The organism is Streptomyces sp. NPDC006207 (genome assembly GCF_040613835.1).
Taxonomy (GTDB): Bacteria; Actinomycetota; Actinomycetes; order Streptomycetales; family Streptomycetaceae; genus Actinacidiphila.
This window is the reverse complement of record NZ_JBEXSX010000067.1, coordinates 35,985-53,770: the sequence shown is the minus strand read 5'-3', so window position 1 is coordinate 53,770 and position 17,786 is coordinate 35,985. Positions and strand designations below refer to the sequence as shown.

Here is a 17,786-nt window from a genome sequence, read left to right as displayed (position 1 = left end):
GCGGGCGGCGAGGGCGCCGGGGGACTGGCGGGGGGGGGGACCGCGGGCGCCTTCGGCCTTTCCGGTCCGGCTACCCGCCCCACACCCAGGTGACGCGCTCGTAGAGCAGCCCGAACCCGGCGCGCATCATGTTGTGCAGGGACGTGTTGTGGTCGCCGGGGCCTTCCGCCCCGGTCTCGGCGACGAACCATCGGCAGCCTGCGTCGTGGGCCGCCCGGGCCCGGGCCGTGAGCAGCGCCGACTGGGCGCCGCGGCCGCGCCACTCCGGCAGGGTCGCCCCGCCGAACATGTCGGCACAGTCACCGTTCACGAAGATGCTGCCGACCGCGACGATCCGTTCGCCCTCCCAGACGGCGTACTGCCGCCAGTCCGGCCTGCCCACGCATGCCGCGGCCATGTCGATCATGGCCGGCGTGCTGAAGCCGAAGGTCGTCATCATCACGGTCGCCCACTCGCGTGCCTGGTCACGCTCGACGAGGCCGACCCGCAGGTCCGGGTCGAGCGCGGCGACCCCGTCGGCCCCGGCCAGTACGGTCGGGACGTCGCAGCCGAGCTTGGCGAAACGGGTGCCCTCGGTGAGGTTCCACTTCTGCGCGGTCGAGGCCCAGTCCGACGGCAGCAGGGACGGCGCGATCATGAACGAGCCCTGCGGCACGCCCTGAGCGCGGTAGAAGTCGCACACCTGCTCCACGACGTCCGCCGTGATCGGCCCGGCGGGCCCGAATCCCCCGGCCCGGTTGAAGAAGCGGCTCGGGTCCTCGCGAACGGCCAGCGCCCGCGCCGAGCCGAACTGCTGCGCGCCGACGCCCAGGGTGCTGAGCACCTCCGCAGGCGCGCCGGTCACGAAGTCTGTGTACGCCTTGATCTCGGTCTCTTCGGCCAGGCCGGTCGGCACGGTGGTGCTCACGCTTGGTTCCCCTTGTCGGTGGTGGTGACGAAGTCGAGCACGGCGGCGACGAACCTCCCGGTCTCCTCGATGTGCCCGAAGTGGCCGCTCCCGGTCAGCTCGCACAGCCGTGCGTCCGGCATGCCGGCGTGGATCTCGTAGGCGAAGCGGGGAGGGCAGATGAAGTCGTAGGTGCCGACGATCACCAGCGCCGGCGCCGCGATCGTGCCGAGCCGGTCCCGTACGTCCCAGTCGGCCGGGAGCCGATTCGGGTCATGGGTGGCCCGCAGCGTGGGCGTGCCGAACTGCGCGACCGTTGCGCGGTAGTCGGCGAAGTAGGCGGGCAGGAGGGCGCCGAGGTAGCGCTCCTTCGACGCGTCGTCGACGACCTCCAGCGCCCCCGACATCCGGGCCTCCCACACCCACCCCGCCTCGGTCGCCTCGGGCCGGTCAGGCCAGCGCTGGACGAACACGGCCATCTCCTTGGAGGCCGCCTCCATCAGTTCCGGCCCGTACACGGGCGCGGTGTCGTAGAGGATCAGCCCGTCGAGGCGGTCAGGGTGGTCGAGGCCGAACTGCAGCGCGACGAAACCGCCGTGCGAGTGGCCGAGGACGTAGGCGGACTGCGCCCCGAGATCATCGAGCACGGCTGCGGCGAAGCGCGCGTAGCGGGACGCGGAGTAGTCCCCGTCCGGCAGCAGGCCACTGTCGCCCGACCCGACGGGGTCGAGGTGGACCATGGTCAGATGCGGCTCCAGTGCGGGTACGCGCAGGTACTCAGGGTGCACACCGGGGCCTCCGGAGTGCACGAGGCACACCGGCCCGTCCCCCGCGACCCGGTAGACCTGGCGCACGCCGTCGACCATGACGGTGCGCACCTCGGCAGCACGCTCGCCGTGCTCCGCCTCGTGATGGATAGCTTTCATACCCACACGATGCGGTGGGCCCCGGAAAGGTTCGATCAGCCTTCAAGATTGTTTGCGAGGCCGGCCCGGCGGCGGCGCGGGTGGTACAGGCGCAGCCTGTCCTCACGGTTCCGGTCCAGGTGATGCACCCAGACCACACTGGGCGGGCAGTGGAACGGATCCTCCGGCGGGCTGATGATGGCCGCCTCCCAGATGACCACCTCGCGACTGGCCACCACGTTCGTCAGCTTCTGGCGGACGCCGTCGGAGACGTCACGGCGGAAGGAGAACTCCAGATAGTCGAGGTCCGAGCGCTTGCCGGTCGGCCAGGTCACCTCCAGCCGAGACGACCGCCACTCCGCCCACGCCGAGGCGAGCTCGCCGCGATGGCCCGCCAGCATGGTCACCTCGGCCAGGCGGCGGTGGCGCGCGGTGCGGGAGACGGCGTCGTCGTGGACCTGGTCGCCCATGCTCACCAGTGCACCGGCCAGCTTCGTACGCGCCTGGCTGAGCCTGCTGCGCACGGTGCCGACGGGGGTGCCGCACAGCAGCGCGATCTCCTCGTAGGAGGTGACGTCGGTGAAGTAGCGCAGCATGGTCACCAACCGCAGCGCCGGTGACAACGTCTCCAGCGCACTCCAGATCCAGTCCTGCAGCACGTGCTCGTCCAGCACGTCCGCCGGGTCGGGCGGGCCGCCCGAGCGGTCCATGGCGACGACCCCCTCGAGCTCGGCCACGGGCACCGCCGACTTCTTGCGCAGCTGGGCGCGGCAGACGTTGCGGACCACCATGCGCAGCCACGGTCCGACGGCGTCCGGATCCCGCAGGTCCCCGATGCGCCGCAACGCGATGAGCGCCGCCTCCTGCACCGCGTCCTCTACGTCCGGGCTGTGGCCCAGCATGGCGAGGGCGACTCCGTGCATGGTCGCCCGATGCCTGGCGAGCAGCAGCCCCAGGGACCCCGCATCGCCCGACTGAGCGGCCCGCACCAGCTCGAAGTCCAGCGGCGCCCCGCTCAAGATCAGATCAGTCATATCGTCACCATTGAACCAGAACGCCCTCACGCCCCGGATCAGCCGCCCGCGTCTCACAGCCTTCCGATACCTTGCGGACGGCCCGCCCGACCGCGGCTGGAGCTACCCGCGCTCGGACCACCGAATGGAGGACCTCCGAGTCGCCGCATCGGCGCCGGGGGCGGGCCAGAGGTCTCGTCCGCGTCGACACCGCCCCGATGGCCACCGTGTATGTCATGAGCGCGATGGAAACCTCCCGTGAGCTTCTCCGGCACTCCTACTACCGGTACGAGTTCGCCACCGTGGCCGTCACGCATTCCCTGTTCGCCCTGGAGCACGTCCTCGCCGAGCGTCTAGGCTCGAACGACCCGCTCCACGCCCTGATCCAGCGGGCCACCAACGCGGGGCTCATCACGGCCGGACTCGCCGCCGAACTCGAGCGCAGCCGACTACTGCGCGACCGGCTCACGCAGGGCGCCGTGTCAAGTGCCGCCATCGGACAGGCCCAAGCGGTCGCAATGGTGCGTGCCGTCTTCTATGCCGTCGCCCCGCTCCTTCGCCCACCGTCCGCAGCAGAGGCGACGGCCGCCCCGGTGGGCGGAGCACAGCCCGTTGGCGGACTCGCGCGGCTGTGGAAGGACCACCTGCGCGCACTGTTCCCCGACGGCTTCCGCGGCGTGGACTTCGACGGTGTGGACCTGGTCCTCCTGGACGCCGACGTCGCCGGCCTCGTGCATAGAGAACTGAACGGCGGACTTGACGACAGGGGCATTGCCTCTCTCTGGGGCTGCATCGCCGACCTGGACAAGATCGTGCCCCTGATCAACGAGGAGTACTGCGCCTGCTACTTCACGAAACTTCGGACGATGGCGCAGGTCGCAGCATCGACCTACATCCCCACTGCGATCTGACTGCCAGGTTGAAACAGACTCGGGTACGTTCCCACGACCCTTGTCCTGGGCTGGCTCGGTCCCGTTCCAGCAGGCACTCTGGACTACGAGGCCGCGTGAGGTTGGCGTAGCGGCTCTGGGTGGGAGCTGCCATGAGGCGAGATGCGGGGCCCGTAGGCTGGCCGCGAATCGGGCTGGCTCCTTGTCTGGCGGCCCTCACTGAAGGCAAAAGATCAAGGCCCAGGCACCCGGAGTCTTACGGCTGGTGGGCGTGGACGGTTTCGAACCGCCGACAGCTGCCTTGTAAGCCTGGTGGTCGGGGTCATCGAGGGTGCGCAGGTCAGAGCGGCGTTGAAGAGCCCCCAGCTCAGTCAGCGATCTCGACCGCGACGAACCACCGTTGTCCGCGGCTGACCGCCTGATGTGGCACGGCTGTGGCACGCCGCCCTCCTGTCGGACCCATCCGTCATGCTCTGGATCGTGGATGAGAACGCCTTCTGGCAGTTGATCGAGGACTGCAAGCCAGTGACGCCTGACCCGGATGCGGAGCAACTCGTGACCGCTCTGACGTCGCGCCTGGTCGCGGGCCCTTTGAGTACGGTCAAACAGTTCGCAGAACAGCTGTCGTGGGCGCTGTACCGGCTGGATCGCAGAGAGTACGGGAACAGCCTGTCGGGCGATGCCTTTCTGTACACCCGGGCCGCTGTGGTTGCCGCTGGCCGAGAGACGTACGACCGGGTCCTTCGGGATCCGGCGGCGTTCGTGCCGTTCGCCACTGGTGGCGTCTGGGCCGAAGACCTGCTGTACGTTCCAGATCAGGCGTATGAGCACATCACCGGCGAGGAGTGGGGACGCCGGACGCGCTACTCCTATGAGTCCTACTCCAACACCGCGGGCTGGGCCGGCTCCTAGAAGAGTCATGAAGATCTTGGGTTCTGGTCCCGCCGTGTGAGTGGTGGGGCCAGACTCGTTTTCGTGGTGATGGGGGAATGGGCCGGGGAGACAGTCGGGCCGGATGTGTGGGAGACCTGCCGGGAGTTGATTCCGGCGGGAAGTGTGTTCGCGTTCCTGGCCGAGCATCGCGGAGCGTTGTTCCCGGCGGAGATGTTCGCGGACATGTATCCCTCGGCGAACGGACGGCCGTCCATGCCGCCGCAGATCCTGGCCGCGGCGATCACGGTGCAGGCCCTGCACGGGCTGTCGGACTTCGAGACCGTCCAGGAACTGCGCTGTGACCTGCGGTGGAAGGCCGCCTGCGGGCTCGGTCTGCACGATATGGCCTTCGATCCGTCGCTGCTGGCCTACTTCCGCCGCCGTCTGGCGCGCTCGGTGCGGCCGAACCGGGTCTTTGAGGCCGTGCGCGAGGTGGTGAAAGCCACCGGGGTCCTTCAGGGCAAGCACCGGCGGGCACTGGACTCCACCGTGCTGGACGACGCGGTCGCCACCCAGGACACCGTCACCCAGCTCATCGCCGCGATCCGCACGGTGATCCGCGAGGTTCCCGGCGCCGACCAGGTCGCGGCGGTGCAGTGCACCGCGCACGACTACACCGACCCGGGCAAACCACGGATCGCCTGGAACGATCAACAGGCCCGCGCTGATCTCGTGGACGCCCTGGTCGGCGACGCGCTGCGACTGCTGGGGCATCTACCCGAGCGGGAACTGGGCGAGAGAGCCGCCAACGCCGTCGGCATCCTGGCCCTGGTCGCCGGGCAGGACGTCGAACCCGCCCAGGACTCCGACGGACGCGACGGACGCTGGCGCATCACCCAAGGGACCGCACCAGGCCGAATGGTCTCCACCGTCGACCCGCAGTCCCGGCACGTGCACAAGACCCGCACCCACCAGCAGGACGGATACAGAGCCCACCTCGCCGTCGAGCCCGAGACCGGGTTATACACCGCCGTCACCCTCACGCCCGGCGCCGGCCCCGAGCACCACGAAGCCACCGTCGGCCTGGATCTGCTCGCCGAAGAAGACGGACCGGTGGACGCCTTCGGTGACACCGCCTACTCCACCGGCCAGGCCCGCCAGGCCCTGGAACAAGCAGGTCACAGGCTGTTCCTCAAGCCCGCCCCGCTCCGGCCCGCGGTCCTTGGCGGCTTCACCCTCGACGACTTCACCATCGACACCACCCACGGCACCGTGACCTGCCCCGCCGAACACACCGTCGCCCTGTCCGACCCCGGCGGACGACACCAGCAGCGCAAGGCCGCCTTCAAGGACCGGTGCACCGGCTGCCCACTGCGTCAGCGATGCACCAAGGCCAAGGCCGGCCGCATCCTGACCATCCGCCCCCACCACGACCTGCAGGCCGCTGCCCGCCTCCAGGCCGCCACCGACCCCACATGGCAGGCCGACTACCGCCGCTGGCGACCACCGGTCGAACGCGCCGTCGCCTGGCTCGTCCAGCACGGCAACCGCAAACTCCGCTACCGCGGCACCATCGCCGACGACACCTGGCTCCACACCCGAGTCGCCGCCCTCAACCTCCGCCGACTCATCAACCTCGGACTCACCCACACCGGCCAAACCTGGCACCTCAACCCAGCCACCACCTAGCAAACAGGGGCTGCCCAGCACACGACCGAACAGCCCCACACCAAGATCTTCACCAGTCTTCTAGTGTCCTGAGTCTTTGATTCGCTATAGAAGTAGGCTGTGCTCATGGCGCGTATGGGTCGGCCGACGGTCGAGGTGGTCCTGGCGGATGACGAGCGCGAGACGCTGCTGCGCTGGTCGCGGCGGGCAACGTCTTCGCAGGCTCTGGCGTTGCGGTGCCGGATCGTGCTTGCGTGTGCTGGTGGCGGTTCGAACACCGCTGTGGGAGCGGAGCTTGGGGTGCACCCGGTCACGGTGGCCAAGTGGCGCAAGCGGTTCGCGGCCGAGCGGCTTCAGGGTCTGTCCGACGAGCCGCGGCCCGGCCCGCCCCGCACGGTGAGCGACGAGAAGGTCGAGGAGGTGGTCGTGCGGACCCTGGAGACCACTCCGAAGAACGCCACGCACTGGTCGACACGGGAAATGGCCGCGGCCAGCGGCCTGAGCCAGTCCACTGTCTCGCGGATCTGGCGGACCTTCGGCCTCAAACCGCATCTGGTGGACACTTTCAAGCTGTCGAAGGATCCGCAGTTCATCGAGAAGGTCCGCGACGTCGTCGGCCTCTACCTGGACCCGCCCGAGCGGGCCATCGTCCTCTGCGTGGACGAGAAGTCGCAGATCCAGGCGCTGGACCGGTCGGCACCGGTGCTGCCGATGATGCCGGGCATGCCCGAGCGCCGCACCCACGACTACCTGCGCGGCGGCGTGACGACCCTGTTCGCCGCCCTGAACGCAGCCACCGGCGAGGTCATCAGCTCGCTGCACCGCCGGCACCGCGCGGTGGAGTTCAAGAAGTTCCTGGCCAAGCTGGACAAGGAGGTCCCCGACCACCTCGAGGTCCACCTGATCTGCGACAACTACGCCACCCACAAGACACCCGCCATCCAGAAGTGGCTATTGGCCCATCCTCGGTTCCACATGCACTTCACCCCCACCAGCTCGTCCTGGCTCAACCAAGTAGAGCGCTGGTTGGCACTGTTGACGGACAAGCAGATACGGCGCGGCGTCCACAGGAACGTCCAAGCCCTGGAGAAAGACATCCGGGCCTGGATCGCAGACTGGAACGACAACCCCAGGCCCTTCGTCTGGACAAGGACCGCTGACGAGATCTTCGAACGCCTCACTGGATATCTGAACCGAATCAAAGACTCAGGACACTAGGGCCTGTCGTCAAATTGACGTCGGCCGCCCGGAGGGCGGGCCCCGCGGTGTCTGGTGCGGTGCATCGCAAGGCGGAGAGTCGTCCTCGTAGTGGGCTACTCGGACGATTCGACAACGCAGCGAGGTGCCGTGCCAGGCGGCGCGGGGCAGGCGGGAATTTGGCGACAGGCCCTAGAACCCCAGCCCTGCTGCGCGCGCGAACCCACGTGGCGAACCAACGGTGCAGCCGGACACCAGCCCCCGACACCTGCACTTATAAGTTCGGGCCAGACTCGAGTCGGCCTGCCGGGAGACACCGCGACAGGCAGCCCCCGCCCTGCCTTCGGTTGCCACGTTACGTCGCTGTCCCCCGGCGTTGATGTCATCCTCGACCGAGCTGGCGCTCAGAAGAGATCCCGCGCTGCGGCGTTCCAGGGCCCCTAACCATGAAGCACGCGGGCGGAGTAGTGGACGGCGCAAGCGTCGAATCGCCTTCGACAGGGGTTAAGGGGAGCCTCGGGGCGCTCGGGGCCACCTTGCACGGCCTACGATCGGGGCGACATCACATTGTCGACTCCAGAATGCGGTCGAGTGTCCGGCGCCCCATTCTGCTCATCGTCGGATTGGTCTCGACGTAATACCAGACAAGCCCCATCGCCTGTTCGAAGGCCCAGGCCTTGCCGCGTTCCCACTCCAGATCGTCGCAGGCCAGTGTCCGCCGGAGCACTTCCCGTGGGCCCGGTTGCAACAGGTGCCAGGCGCTGACCAGATCCAGCGCCGGGTCGGCCGGGCCGAAGCCCCCGGTGTCGAGTACGCCGCTGAGCCGGTCTCCCGCGACCAGTACGTTGCCGGGAATCAGGTCACCATGGCTCATCACATCGGCAGCCGTGCGTGGCAACTCCCTCAGGTGGCTCCACACTTGGCGCAGCCGGGGCACGTCGAGGAGCCCCTCGCTCTCCTCGAAGCACTTCGCCATCCAGTCGTCGTGGTGAGCGAGAACGCCGCCACGGTTCTCGCCGCTGAAATGCCGCCCGTGCGTCTCGGCGTCCCGCAGGGCTGCGATGAAGGCCGCGAGGTCCTCGGCGAAAGCGTCCGACCCACTCGGGTCGGCATCGAAGGCGACTGTTCCCGGCAGCCATGTCTGGACTGACCACGGCATGGGGCAACCCGCTCCAGGCTTTCCCAGGGCGACGGGTTGCGGAACGGGGAACCGCGACACCTGTGCCAGCTCCGCGCTCGCCTGGGCTTCCCGTTCCAGAACCGCCAGTGCCTCAGCAGCGTCGGTCAGACGCAGCGGGAAACGCGCGGAGAGGTCATCCCCGATGCGGAAGATGGCGTTGACCGTCCCGGTCGACGACTGGAGTCGGATCGCCTTGCCGCTCCACTGAGGGAACTGCTCCTGGATCAGGGCCGCAACGATGTCGGTGGTCACGTCCACTTGGTCATCGTGCATGGTCATTCTCGCAAGCCCTTTCCCCAGTCCAATGCGAAGCGCCACCGGCAGGCCAGATCAACGGAGACGACAGCCAGTATTCATGCGCCAGGGTCCTGATCAACTGAAATTTTCGGGCACCCAGGCGGCTCACCCGTTCTGGTCGCCCCAGGCCACAGCCGCGGCGTCGGAGCAAATCACTTGAATCGGGACAAGAGAGGCACCCACCGAGAGCGATCGTTTGCCATCGAGCCTGGTCAAGGTCAGGGCATCGCAAGCGACTGGTGATTTCGCCGTCGACGGACTGCGCCCTCCCGCGGCCCAGAGCCGGCCCAGCGACGCTGCTCATCTTGCCGGGCGACACCCGCTTCAGGTGTTCGTTCATAGCTACACGCGGTCCGCCGCGTTGCCATTACGAAAGGGCTTGGGCAGGTTTCCTGTTACCGCCAGAGTCCCCGTACGTGTACGTACGGCTCTGTTGCCGTCACCTTCTGCTGTCAGGATTGGCGAATTGACCGTGTCCCCTTGGGAGACCTGGACAGTCGTTGGCTGTCTGCGTGAAGCCCATGATGAAGCGGGTGGTCTCCTCGTAGCCGGCGACGCGTTCGGCAAGGGCGAAGGCGGCAGCAGCGGCGTCAACGCTGTTCCCCGTGAGTCCCCGTTCGGCACCGCCTCACGTGGCACGGCTGTGGCACGCCCGATCCCCTCAATGCGAACTATGGGCACGACGGTCGCTGAGGTCTGCTGGGCACGCCAGCCGGCCGTCCGGGAGGGGTGGCGGTCGGGTATCGGCGCAGAGGTTGCTGTACTTCGTTGCTGTACAGCACTGTCGTGGCTGACTCGTCTCAGCGAGGTTTGACCGTTCGCGCTGAGCAATGCTCGGAACCTGTGGATCGGGCCGGGGAGGACGTACCTTCCCTGGTGATCGATCGATAGGCCATCGAGCAAGGCCGACGTTGGCGCGTCGGTCGGGAAGGCACGTCCGTGCTCACCGTAGTCAACGCCGACGGCACCACCAGTGGCGGGTTATCGCTGCTGGACGAGATTGTCCGGGAGGGCGCGCGCCGGATGCAGGCCGCCGCGCTGGAGGCCGAGGTCAACTCCTACATAGCCGAGTTAGCCGACCAGCGGGACGAGAGCGGTCGCCGTCTGGTGGTGCGCAACAGCTACCACCAGCCAAGGAAGGTCACCACCGCGGCCGGATCGGTCGAGGTGCGGGCGCCGCGGGTCAACGACAAGCGGGTGGACGCAACCAGTGGGGAGCGCAAGCGGTTCTCCTCGGGGATCCTGCCGCCCTGGTGCCGCAGGTCTCCGAAGATCGCGGAGGTGCTGCCGCTGCTCTATCTGCACGGCCTGTCCACCGGGGACTTCGTGCCCGCGCTGGAGCAGTTCCTCGGCTCCACGGCGGCCTGTCGCCGGCGACCGTCACCCGGCTGACCGCCCAATGGCAAGCAGACCACGCCGCATTCCAGGACCGCGATCTGTCCGGCACCGACTACGTGTACGTCTGGGTCGACGGCATCCACCTGCGGATCCGCCTGGAAGAGGCCAAGGCCGCCGTTCTGGTCGTGATCGGCGTCCGCGCCGACGGCACCAAAGAGCTGGTGGCCATGACTGACGGCTACCGCGGATCGTCCGAAGCCTGGGCCGCCCTCCTGCGTGACTGCGCGCGCCGCGGCATGCGGGCCCCGGTGCTCGCGGTCGGCGACGGCGCGCTTGGCTTCTGGAAGGCCCTGCGCGAGGTCTTCCCCACCACCCGCGAGCAAAGGGCGCTGGGTTCACAAGACCGCCAACGTGCTGGACGCCATGCCCAAGTCCGCGCAATCGGCGGCGAAGAAGGCCCTCCAGGACATCTACAACGCCGAAGATCGCGAGCGTGCCGAGCAGGCCATCACGACGTTCGCGAAGCTCCACGGCGCGAAGTTCCCCAAGGCGGTCCGGAAGATCACCGATGACCAGGACGTGCTGCTGGAGTTCTACCACTTCCCGGCCGAGCACTGGATCCACCTGCGCACCACGAACCCCATCGAGTCGACCTTCGCCACCGTCTGCCTCCGCACCAAGGTCACCAAGGGCGCCGGCAGCCGCGCGGCAGGACTGGCGATGGTCTTCAAGCTGGTCGAATCCGCCCAGGCCCGCTGGCCGGTCATCAACGGCTCCCATCTCGTCCCGCTCGTCCGTTCCGGCGCCCGCTTCGAACGCGGCCAGCTGGTCGAGCGGCCCGCCCCTGCTGTTGCCTGACACTGTGTTCAACTGATTGACGAGCCACCCATTCAAACCGCAGGCGGCCAACTGACCAACCTGAGATTCGCCGAATCCGGATTTCTGTCCAGGCATCGCAAGGTGAGCTGCTTGCGACGTTGCCGAGGTGTCCAGCCGTGGTGAAGCAACGCATCTCGTATGACTCCCGCAACCAACCCAGGTGCGATCACCACACCGTGCTCAACCCACGTCGCCATGCGCTGTCCACCATTTTCCTCGTGCAGGACAACGATTGCCAGACCGGGCTCATCATTGGGCGCGACTACCCAGCGATAGCGTTCCCCGTCGACAATGATTACCCGCGTGCCCCTTTTCGCAATGGCCATGCAACTCAACCTTCCGCACCACGCACGGCCGCACCAACTCGTGCGCGTAGACCGACAGTGTGCCTCTTGTCGGGGGCGTCGTGGAACTCTGCGGCGGCCTCAACCGATTCCGCGCCAGACGTCGACTGAGGGGGAAGTTGCCCCGCTCGCCGCAGGCTCCGACCTACCCACCACCGGCTTCGCGACCCGGACCGAGGTCAGCTGATCCACAGGTATTGACAATTGCTCGTTCGCGCTTTGACTGGTCGCTGTCGTACGTTCGAGGCTGTTGGGCTTGCCAAGGGCAGGCATGGCCACAGGGAGACGAGGCATTTTCGGCACTTCGGCAAGGTCGTCAGCCGCGTGTAAGTCGACTGGGAGAACGAACACTTCGCGAAGCTGGCGCTGGAGCGGATGCTCGCCCTGCCGTAGGGGCAGGATGGGCGCATGATCCTTCGCCCCTTGCGCGACATCGACGATGACGCCGACGCGATAGCGGTCGTGGCCTCCGCCGCGTTCGGCGCCTCCGATGCCCTGCCCGGTGGCGGCCCTCCCGAGGAGATGCCTCCCGAGCTGGCCGCTCTGCTGCGGCGGCGCAATCGGTACGTCGCGCGTACCGACCCAGGTGGTTGCTGGCTGGCCGTGGACGAGACCTCCGGCATGCCGCTCGGGGTCGCCCTGTCGACGCGCCGCGAGGGGACGTGGGGGCTGTCGCTCCTTGCCGTGCTGCCCTCCGCGCAGCGGCAGGGGGTCGGGCGCGAACTGCTGGCCGCCGCCCTTGCCTACGGGCGTGGCTGCCTGCGCGGCATCATCTGCAGTTCCCCCGACCCGCGGGCGGCGGCGACCTACCGCCGGGCGGGCTTCGCGCTGCACCCGGCGATGCGCCTGGAAGGCGCTGTCCGCAAGGGCGACCTGCCCGCGCCGGACGGGCGGTGCACGAGGGCTCGGCCAAGCACCGCGACCTGATGGACTCCGTCGACCGGCGCACCCGGGGCGGGGCCCACGGCCCTGACCACGACCAACTGCTCACCGAGAGTGACCTGCTGATCGTCGACGACGTGGCCGGCAGCGGCTACTGCTACATCGACCAATACGGGAACGTACGGCTGCTCGCCGCCACCTCCCGTCGCCTGGCGACCCGGCTGCTCACGGCCGCACTACTGAGCCTGCCCGAGGGCACCCCGGCACAGGTCACCAATGTGACGGCCGAACAGCAGTGGGCCGTGGATGTGGGGCTGACCGCCGGACTGGAACTCAGCACGTTCGGCTGGGTCTGCCTGCGCGGAATGCGGCCACAGGAGCCGTACATCCCCTCGGGATTCTTCGGGTGACGTTGGACCTTGGGGCGCCTGTTTGGAGGGATCCCAGCTCAGCGGGTCATCAAGACTGCGGTGTACCGTCATTGACCGTGGCTGACCGTCCGATGTGGCACGGTTGTGGTACACGCTGGTACCCAAGGTGCACCGTCGCCTGACTCACCAGTCACGCCACCGTTCGGTCAACTCCTCCATGTCCTGGCGGGCCAGGAGCGCCGAGACGTCGACGCCTTGCTCGACGAGGACGTCATCGATGTACTCGCAGAGGTCCTCTCGCTCTATGGTGCAGTACGCCCCGTACTTCTCATCGATGACATTCAGTTGCTGCACGACGCGCTCGACGGCGGCAAGCACGGGCTCGTCGGATGCGCTGCGGAGAGCACGCGCCTCTTCCTCAAACGAGGCCAGCGCGGCATCGGTGGCCTGCAGCATGCCGGGGGAGTAGAGCTCCGTGGAGTCGCTCCGCGCGACCTCGTCACGCCATGTCGTGGACGGTCTGGTTGCCATGCGCGGAGACTACTGCCGGCCTCCGACACCGTAGTGTCGGCCTTCCTGGGCCGGTGGAGCAGGTGTTGAGAGGGGGCTCTGGGGCCGCGTCCCCTTCTCCTCTTGACCTGTGGCTCTTCCTCAGCTGCGCCGCTTGCCGGTAGAACTTCGACACGGATTCGACACGCAGTGTCCTGACGGATCTGTACGGTGCGAACGACACACGTTAGGGGCGAACTGTTGGGGGCGGGCATGACGGCGTATCTGACTGAGACTGATCCACGATGGGCTAAGCACTCCGGTGAAGCGGGGCACTACGGAGCCTCGGAATGGGGTCCGGAGGACTTGGAGCGCGCCGCGATGTTCCTGGCCGAACTCGCGCCGCAGGCCCGGCGGGTGTTCCAGCACCTGCTGTGCAACCCAGGCCGGAGGATCCACTGCACGGAGTTGGTGGACAAGGCCCTGGGCGGCCCCAACGAGAGTGATCCGGCGCGGCGCGTGGCAGGTGTGCTGTCCGGGATGAGCAAGGGACACAGCAACAGCGAGCGGCGGCTTCCGTTCTACTGGTGGGAGGCTCCTGAGGGGAGCGCGGGTGCAACGTACGCTGTCCGCCCCTCGGTGGCAGCGGTCTTCCTGGCCGCTCAGCTCAACGCCACGTGATCTGCACAGCCGCGACTGACCACAGGCGGCCGCGTTCTGCGGCTGCCCAAAAGATTGGCGTCCTGACCTGCGGCTGAACCGTTGACGCGTGTCAGCGTTGGTCATCATTGAGCGCCCTTCCACGGCCCCACGACGGCGTGGGAGGGCGCTCGCGCGTCAGGAACGTCTGCCGTGTAGAACTGGTGGTGGACTTCTGGAAGACGCGCAGGCCACAGGGCAGATGGGGAGTGCCCAGGTGGGTGGGTAACCGCGTCCGATGCCCACCGTCCGCCGCCGCGGGGGCATCTACACGCTGGACCTCGGCGAGGGCTTCGAGGCCTGGGTCGGGCTGACACAGCCACGAGGTATCACCCGCTCCAGGTCAATCCGGTTGCCGGCCTCGCGTACGTGCCGCTGGAACGACTTCTGGCTGAACTGCTCGGCGAGACACCCATCCCGGGAAGGGCCACCCTGGCCAGGCCATTCGGTTACCTCACCCCCGTACAACAGTTTCCTTCAACTGGAGATCGCGACTCCCGAAGACGCTGGACCCGCAGCTGAAGAGCTCCTGGACCTGGTCCACCGGTATGGGCTTCCGCACTCGCGCCGCTACGCAAGTCCAGACGGGCTGCTGGCCGCGTTCGAGGAAGGCGGCCACGTGGGCAATCCCGAGCGGGCGAATCTCCTGATCCCGACACTGCACCTCCTGCGGGGCGAGGCAGACCGGGCCACCTCCACAGCACAGCAGCACTTGCTTCGATACGGCAACGACCTCAGCATGGCGAACGTCGCGCACTAACACCGGTTCGCTCGCGCCCTCGTGGTGCGCCACGGCCTGGATCTTGAGGTGCGCGGCCACGACTGATGGGAGCGTTGTGCCTAAAACTTGTCCCGTAAGCGATCTCCGTACCTTCCGTGGCCAGTAGCCCTGTCTGCTGGTCCGGATTTGCGGCAGAGTTCGGGCAACAGACACCCGAGAGGCTGGGGAGGGCGCATAGAACACATCGGTGAGTCGTTGACGGGCCGTGGTCCGTCGGTGCCGGACGCGCTGGGCGTTGCTGGGTGGACAGCAGGTCGTAAGATCGCCACCAGGGACTGGACCCAGCAACTGACAGCTGCTGGGTTCGAGCTCAATGACACGGCGGTCGGGGTCTGGGCCGAGTTCGGCGAGCTGACGATCAACAGCTGCCCCCCTCGCGTCCCTGCCTCGTCACTGTACATAGAGCCCGTTGACGCCTGCGTTGACGCCGCCGCGGAAGCGTCCAGGCTGAGGCACCGATACGCAGAGAACTACAGCCCTCTGGGCATGTGGTCGGTCCAGTACAGGTCGTACATTGCGACCAGCGGGCGCGTCGTTGCCGTCTGGCCGGGCGTCCTCTGGCCCCTGGGGTCGACCTTCGCGGAGGCGCTGGCCTACGTGGTGGACGGCGATGCCGGCGCCGATCCTCAGCCTCGGTCGAGCCAAGCCCCGATGCTCGCAGCCTCGCCAGGGGGGAGCTTCCCACTTCTCATGATGCTCTCCGCAAGGCGACGAATTGGGAGAGCACGATGGGGATTCGGGACCGCCAGCACTGCCGCCATACCGCCCTGATAAGTGGTCCCTTCAATTATGACGTCACCGTGCGGCGACATAGTCAGTAGTCCGTCGAGCGAAGGACCGTTGATGGTGCCTTCGGTGGATCCAGCCATGTTCCAGCACTCCTGAAGCTTCACCTGGAGCCAGCGGAAATCGATCTCGTCGTCCTCGCCCAGATTGACGAAGGTCAGAAACTCTCCCCGCTCACCGAACAGTCCGAAACGTGTGGCCAGCCTGTACCATGCGGCGTTGACATCCCGCAGACCATCGCGTCGCTTGAGGTCGATGACCTCATCGACCCGCCCGTGCTCTGGACCGCAGGCACTTGCCTGCGACGCGGCCTCGGGCGGGCAGGTCGTCAACAATGGTTCGCCATCAAGGACGAGCAGCCCCGAGGCGCCGAGCTTGTCAGTCAGCGTTTCGATGTTCATCGTGCCTCCTTGCGGGCAGCCCGTCCGCCACCGAACTCGTTGCCGTCTACCTCGCCTACTCCGGCCTGTGCCACTGCGAGGCTATCCCCTGCTCAGTGTGGAATACGGCTTCTCCGAGCGGGACGGAGGCAGGAGCGTGAGCGACGCCGGGTGCCTTGATGAAGCAGAGAAGGTCAGACCGCGCGCCCCCCTTGCCTCGGCTTGCTGGGGGCGACTGTCGCCGGTATGGAATGCGGCTACGCTCGGCTGCTGTGAGCTTTGACATGTTTGTTCAGCGCTTCCGAGACGGGCAGGCGGCCCTCATGAGCCCGGAGGCGCTCCACACTCTGTTCGGCCCCCACGTGCACAGCGAGGAGCCGGAGTTTCATCTGTGGACCATCCATGCCCCCGACGGGGGCGAGGCTCAGGTCTACGCCGACACCAGCACCTCGGACTTCAGTGGCTTCGTGATCAGTCGATTTTCGACCGGGCTCGTTCTCGATTTGCTGGTGCAGTGCGCCCGCCGGTCCGATGCGGTGATTCTGGCTCCTGGATGCCCGACGATGATCACCTCTTCGGAGCAGCATGCTCAGCTTCCCGAAGAGCTCCGAGACGACGCGCGCCTGGTCCAAGTCGCAGCTGACGTCGAGGTGATACTCAAGGCTTGCTGATGCTGGCGATAGGCGTCGGTGTGGAGGCCGGCGCCCGGCCGGAGGATGCGGTGGCCATGCGTGTCCTGGACGCCCGGCTGCCCGCGGAGAACGACGAAGACCAGTGGGGGGATGCTGTTCGACCGGCGGCCCTCGCCTACTGGCTCATCACTCGCACTCCTGCCCGCCGACACGACTCGTAGCTGCAACGACGCCCCTCTGATCCGTAGCTCAATGTAGATCGGCCGCGGACGGTCACTCCGGCCGTGCTACGGCCCTAGGAGGACGTTAACGGACGAGATTGGTTGCGGTGGATGCCGTACTTCAGTGCTGCACGCCGATCCATGTCAGGGTGCGGGGCCAAGGCGTGCGCCAACCTGTATGCCGACAACAGCGCACAACTGCGAACAGGGCGTCAGCGGCGCTGCTTGTCCGATGGGGGTGGCGTCAGAGCTTCAGCGGCCCGTGGGTGCCTGCGTGGAAGGTGAAGACGGTCGGTTCGACGTCGAACTCCTCGCGGAAGTGCCCGCCGTAGCCAGGTTCTTCGACGTGAGGTGCGAGCAGGTCCAGGATGGGGACGAGGTCAGCCATCATGTCGTCGAGCCAGAGGTTGCGGCTGAACAGCCCCCAGACGTGGCGCTCACCGCTTGCCGTGAAGCCCCAGGACTGCCGCCGTAGGGACGCGAAATCACCTCCGGGCAGCCGGCTGTCCGGATCTGAGGAGAGCAGCGGATATGTGTGCTCCTCCCCGTCGAGTCCTGCCGGGCGTTCGGAGGTCAGGCCGAGGTGCCATCGCAGAGCGTCCAGGACCGCATCAGGCGTGTCGTCGCGGAGGAGGCAGGCGAAGACGACTTCGTAGTGGAGGCTCACGGAGCCGTATTCTGCCAGGCACGACCGACAGGCCCGGAGTGTTGCGCCTGCCGCAGCACAGAGGCGGATGGGACTTGAAAACCGTCGTGCCAGCGACGTCACCGTGGGTTCGTATCCCACACTCGCCGCAATGGTCGGCGAAGGTGCCGGACAGAAGGGGTGCCCCCAGACCCGGGGGCACCGCTTCTACGTGCACGATGGCGCTGTTCTTCCCCCGGATATCCCCGCCTGATCGGGCACGCCACGGGCACGGACTCGGCCGTGCTGCTCGTTTAGATGGCCAGTAGCGCGGCGAGCAACGAAGCCGCCATTGCGGAGAAGAGCCGCGGCTTTCTCCAGCCCGGTCCGGAAGCCTGGCGGGTCAGTTCCCACGTGATCACCAGCCCGCCACCGAGGCCCAACGTGTCC

Annotated in this window: 14 protein-coding genes and 3 pseudogenes; 9 read left to right on the top strand and 8 right to left on the bottom strand. The window is 67.5% G+C overall.

From position 1 onward, the window contains the following. Positions 1-70: 70 nt before the first annotated feature. Genes ABZ312_RS36900 through ABZ312_RS36890 form a run of 3 tightly spaced genes read right to left on the bottom strand, consistent with a single transcriptional unit; the run spans position 71 to position 2,825 of the window. The gene (locus ABZ312_RS36900; protein WP_500439603.1) at positions 71-907 is read right to left on the bottom strand and encodes a GNAT family N-acetyltransferase; all 837 of its coding nucleotides are present in this window, start codon (positions 905-907) and stop codon (positions 71-73) included. Next, the gene (locus ABZ312_RS36895) at positions 904-1,812 is read right to left on the bottom strand and encodes an alpha/beta fold hydrolase (RefSeq protein WP_500358516.1); all 909 of its coding nucleotides are present in this window, start codon (positions 1,810-1,812) and stop codon (positions 904-906) included. Before ABZ312_RS36895 ends, ABZ312_RS36900 begins: the two co-directional genes overlap by 4 nt. 35 nt (positions 1,813-1,847) lie before the next feature. Next, positions 1,848-2,825: an RNA polymerase sigma factor gene (locus tag ABZ312_RS36890; RefSeq protein ID WP_500439602.1), complete on the bottom strand. Its 978-nt coding sequence runs from the start codon at positions 2,823-2,825 to the stop codon at positions 1,848-1,850. 215 nt (positions 2,826-3,040) lie between these two features. On the opposite strand from ABZ312_RS36890, the gene ABZ312_RS36885 reads away from it, so the two are divergent. The 4 genes from ABZ312_RS36885 to ABZ312_RS36870 all read left to right on the top strand — a co-directional run bounded on the left by ABZ312_RS36885 (position 3,041) and on the right by ABZ312_RS36870 (position 7,453). Then, the gene (locus tag ABZ312_RS36885) at positions 3,041-3,715 is read left to right on the top strand and encodes a hypothetical protein (RefSeq protein ID WP_500327180.1); all 675 of its coding nucleotides are present in this window, start codon (positions 3,041-3,043) and stop codon (positions 3,713-3,715) included. 459 nt (positions 3,716-4,174) lie between these two features. Continuing rightward, positions 4,175-4,606, top strand: a complete 432-nt coding sequence (locus ABZ312_RS36880) for a DUF4240 domain-containing protein (RefSeq protein WP_500358513.1) — start codon at positions 4,175-4,177, stop codon at positions 4,604-4,606. 69 nt (positions 4,607-4,675) lie between these two features. Next, a complete protein-coding gene (locus tag ABZ312_RS36875) occupies positions 4,676-6,256 on the top strand; it encodes an IS1182 family transposase (RefSeq protein WP_500439606.1) in 1,581 nt (526 codons plus the stop codon). Positions 6,257-6,361: 105 nt separating this feature from the next. Next, positions 6,362-7,453 (top strand): IS630 family transposase, encoded by a 1,092-nt coding sequence (locus ABZ312_RS36870; protein WP_500439601.1) that lies wholly within the window; start codon positions 6,362-6,364, stop codon positions 7,451-7,453. A gap of 541 nt (positions 7,454-7,994) precedes the next feature. On the opposite strand, the gene ABZ312_RS36865 is transcribed toward ABZ312_RS36870, so the two are convergent. Continuing rightward, a complete protein-coding gene (locus ABZ312_RS36865; RefSeq protein WP_500331700.1) occupies positions 7,995-8,891 on the bottom strand; it encodes an aminoglycoside phosphotransferase family protein in 897 nt (298 codons plus the stop codon). Between the two features lie 957 nt (positions 8,892-9,848). Between ABZ312_RS36865 and ABZ312_RS36860 the strand changes: the two are divergent. After that, a pseudogene (locus ABZ312_RS36860) lies at positions 9,849-11,105 on the top strand (IS256 family transposase). 32 nt (positions 11,106-11,137) lie between these two features. Here the strand turns inward: ABZ312_RS36860 and ABZ312_RS36855 are convergent. Beyond that, positions 11,138-11,452, bottom strand: a complete 315-nt coding sequence (locus tag ABZ312_RS36855) for a hypothetical protein (protein WP_500331702.1) — start codon at positions 11,450-11,452, stop codon at positions 11,138-11,140. A gap of 426 nt (positions 11,453-11,878) precedes the next feature. Here ABZ312_RS36855 and ABZ312_RS36850 point away from each other — a divergent pair. Then, positions 11,879-12,762: pseudogene (locus ABZ312_RS36850) on the top strand (GNAT family N-acetyltransferase). Between the two features lie 144 nt (positions 12,763-12,906). Here the strand turns inward: ABZ312_RS36850 and ABZ312_RS36845 are convergent. After that, the gene (locus ABZ312_RS36845; RefSeq protein WP_500331705.1) at positions 12,907-13,254 is read right to left on the bottom strand and encodes a hypothetical protein; all 348 of its coding nucleotides are present in this window, start codon (positions 13,252-13,254) and stop codon (positions 12,907-12,909) included. A 324-nt stretch (positions 13,255-13,578) separates the two neighbouring features. On the opposite strand from ABZ312_RS36845, the gene ABZ312_RS36840 reads away from it, so the two are divergent. Both ABZ312_RS36840 and ABZ312_RS36835 read left to right on the top strand, forming a co-directional pair. Next, positions 13,579-13,893: a DUF6416 domain-containing protein gene (locus tag ABZ312_RS36840; protein WP_500331707.1), complete on the top strand. Its 315-nt coding sequence runs from the start codon at positions 13,579-13,581 to the stop codon at positions 13,891-13,893. Positions 13,894-14,908: 1,015 nt separating this feature from the next. Next, a pseudogene (locus ABZ312_RS36835) lies at positions 14,909-15,289 on the top strand (SUKH-3 domain-containing protein); the annotation flags it as partial. 29 nt (positions 15,290-15,318) lie between these two features. Here ABZ312_RS36835 and ABZ312_RS36830 read toward each other — a convergent pair. Beyond that, positions 15,319-15,879, bottom strand: coding sequence for a hypothetical protein (locus ABZ312_RS36830; protein ID WP_500439607.1), 561 nt, complete (start codon positions 15,877-15,879; stop codon positions 15,319-15,321). A gap of 251 nt (positions 15,880-16,130) precedes the next feature. Between ABZ312_RS36830 and ABZ312_RS36825 the strand changes: the two genes are divergently transcribed. Beyond that, positions 16,131-16,529 carry a hypothetical protein gene (locus tag ABZ312_RS36825; protein WP_500331711.1) on the top strand — a complete coding sequence of 133 codons (399 nt, stop codon included), beginning with the start codon at positions 16,131-16,133 and terminating at the stop codon, positions 16,527-16,529. Positions 16,530-16,955: 426 nt separating this feature from the next. On the opposite strand, the gene ABZ312_RS36820 is transcribed toward ABZ312_RS36825, so the two are convergent. Further along, positions 16,956-17,378 (bottom strand): hypothetical protein, encoded by a 423-nt coding sequence (locus ABZ312_RS36820; RefSeq protein ID WP_500331713.1) that lies wholly within the window; start codon positions 17,376-17,378, stop codon positions 16,956-16,958. Positions 17,379-17,786: the final 408 nt, after the last annotated feature.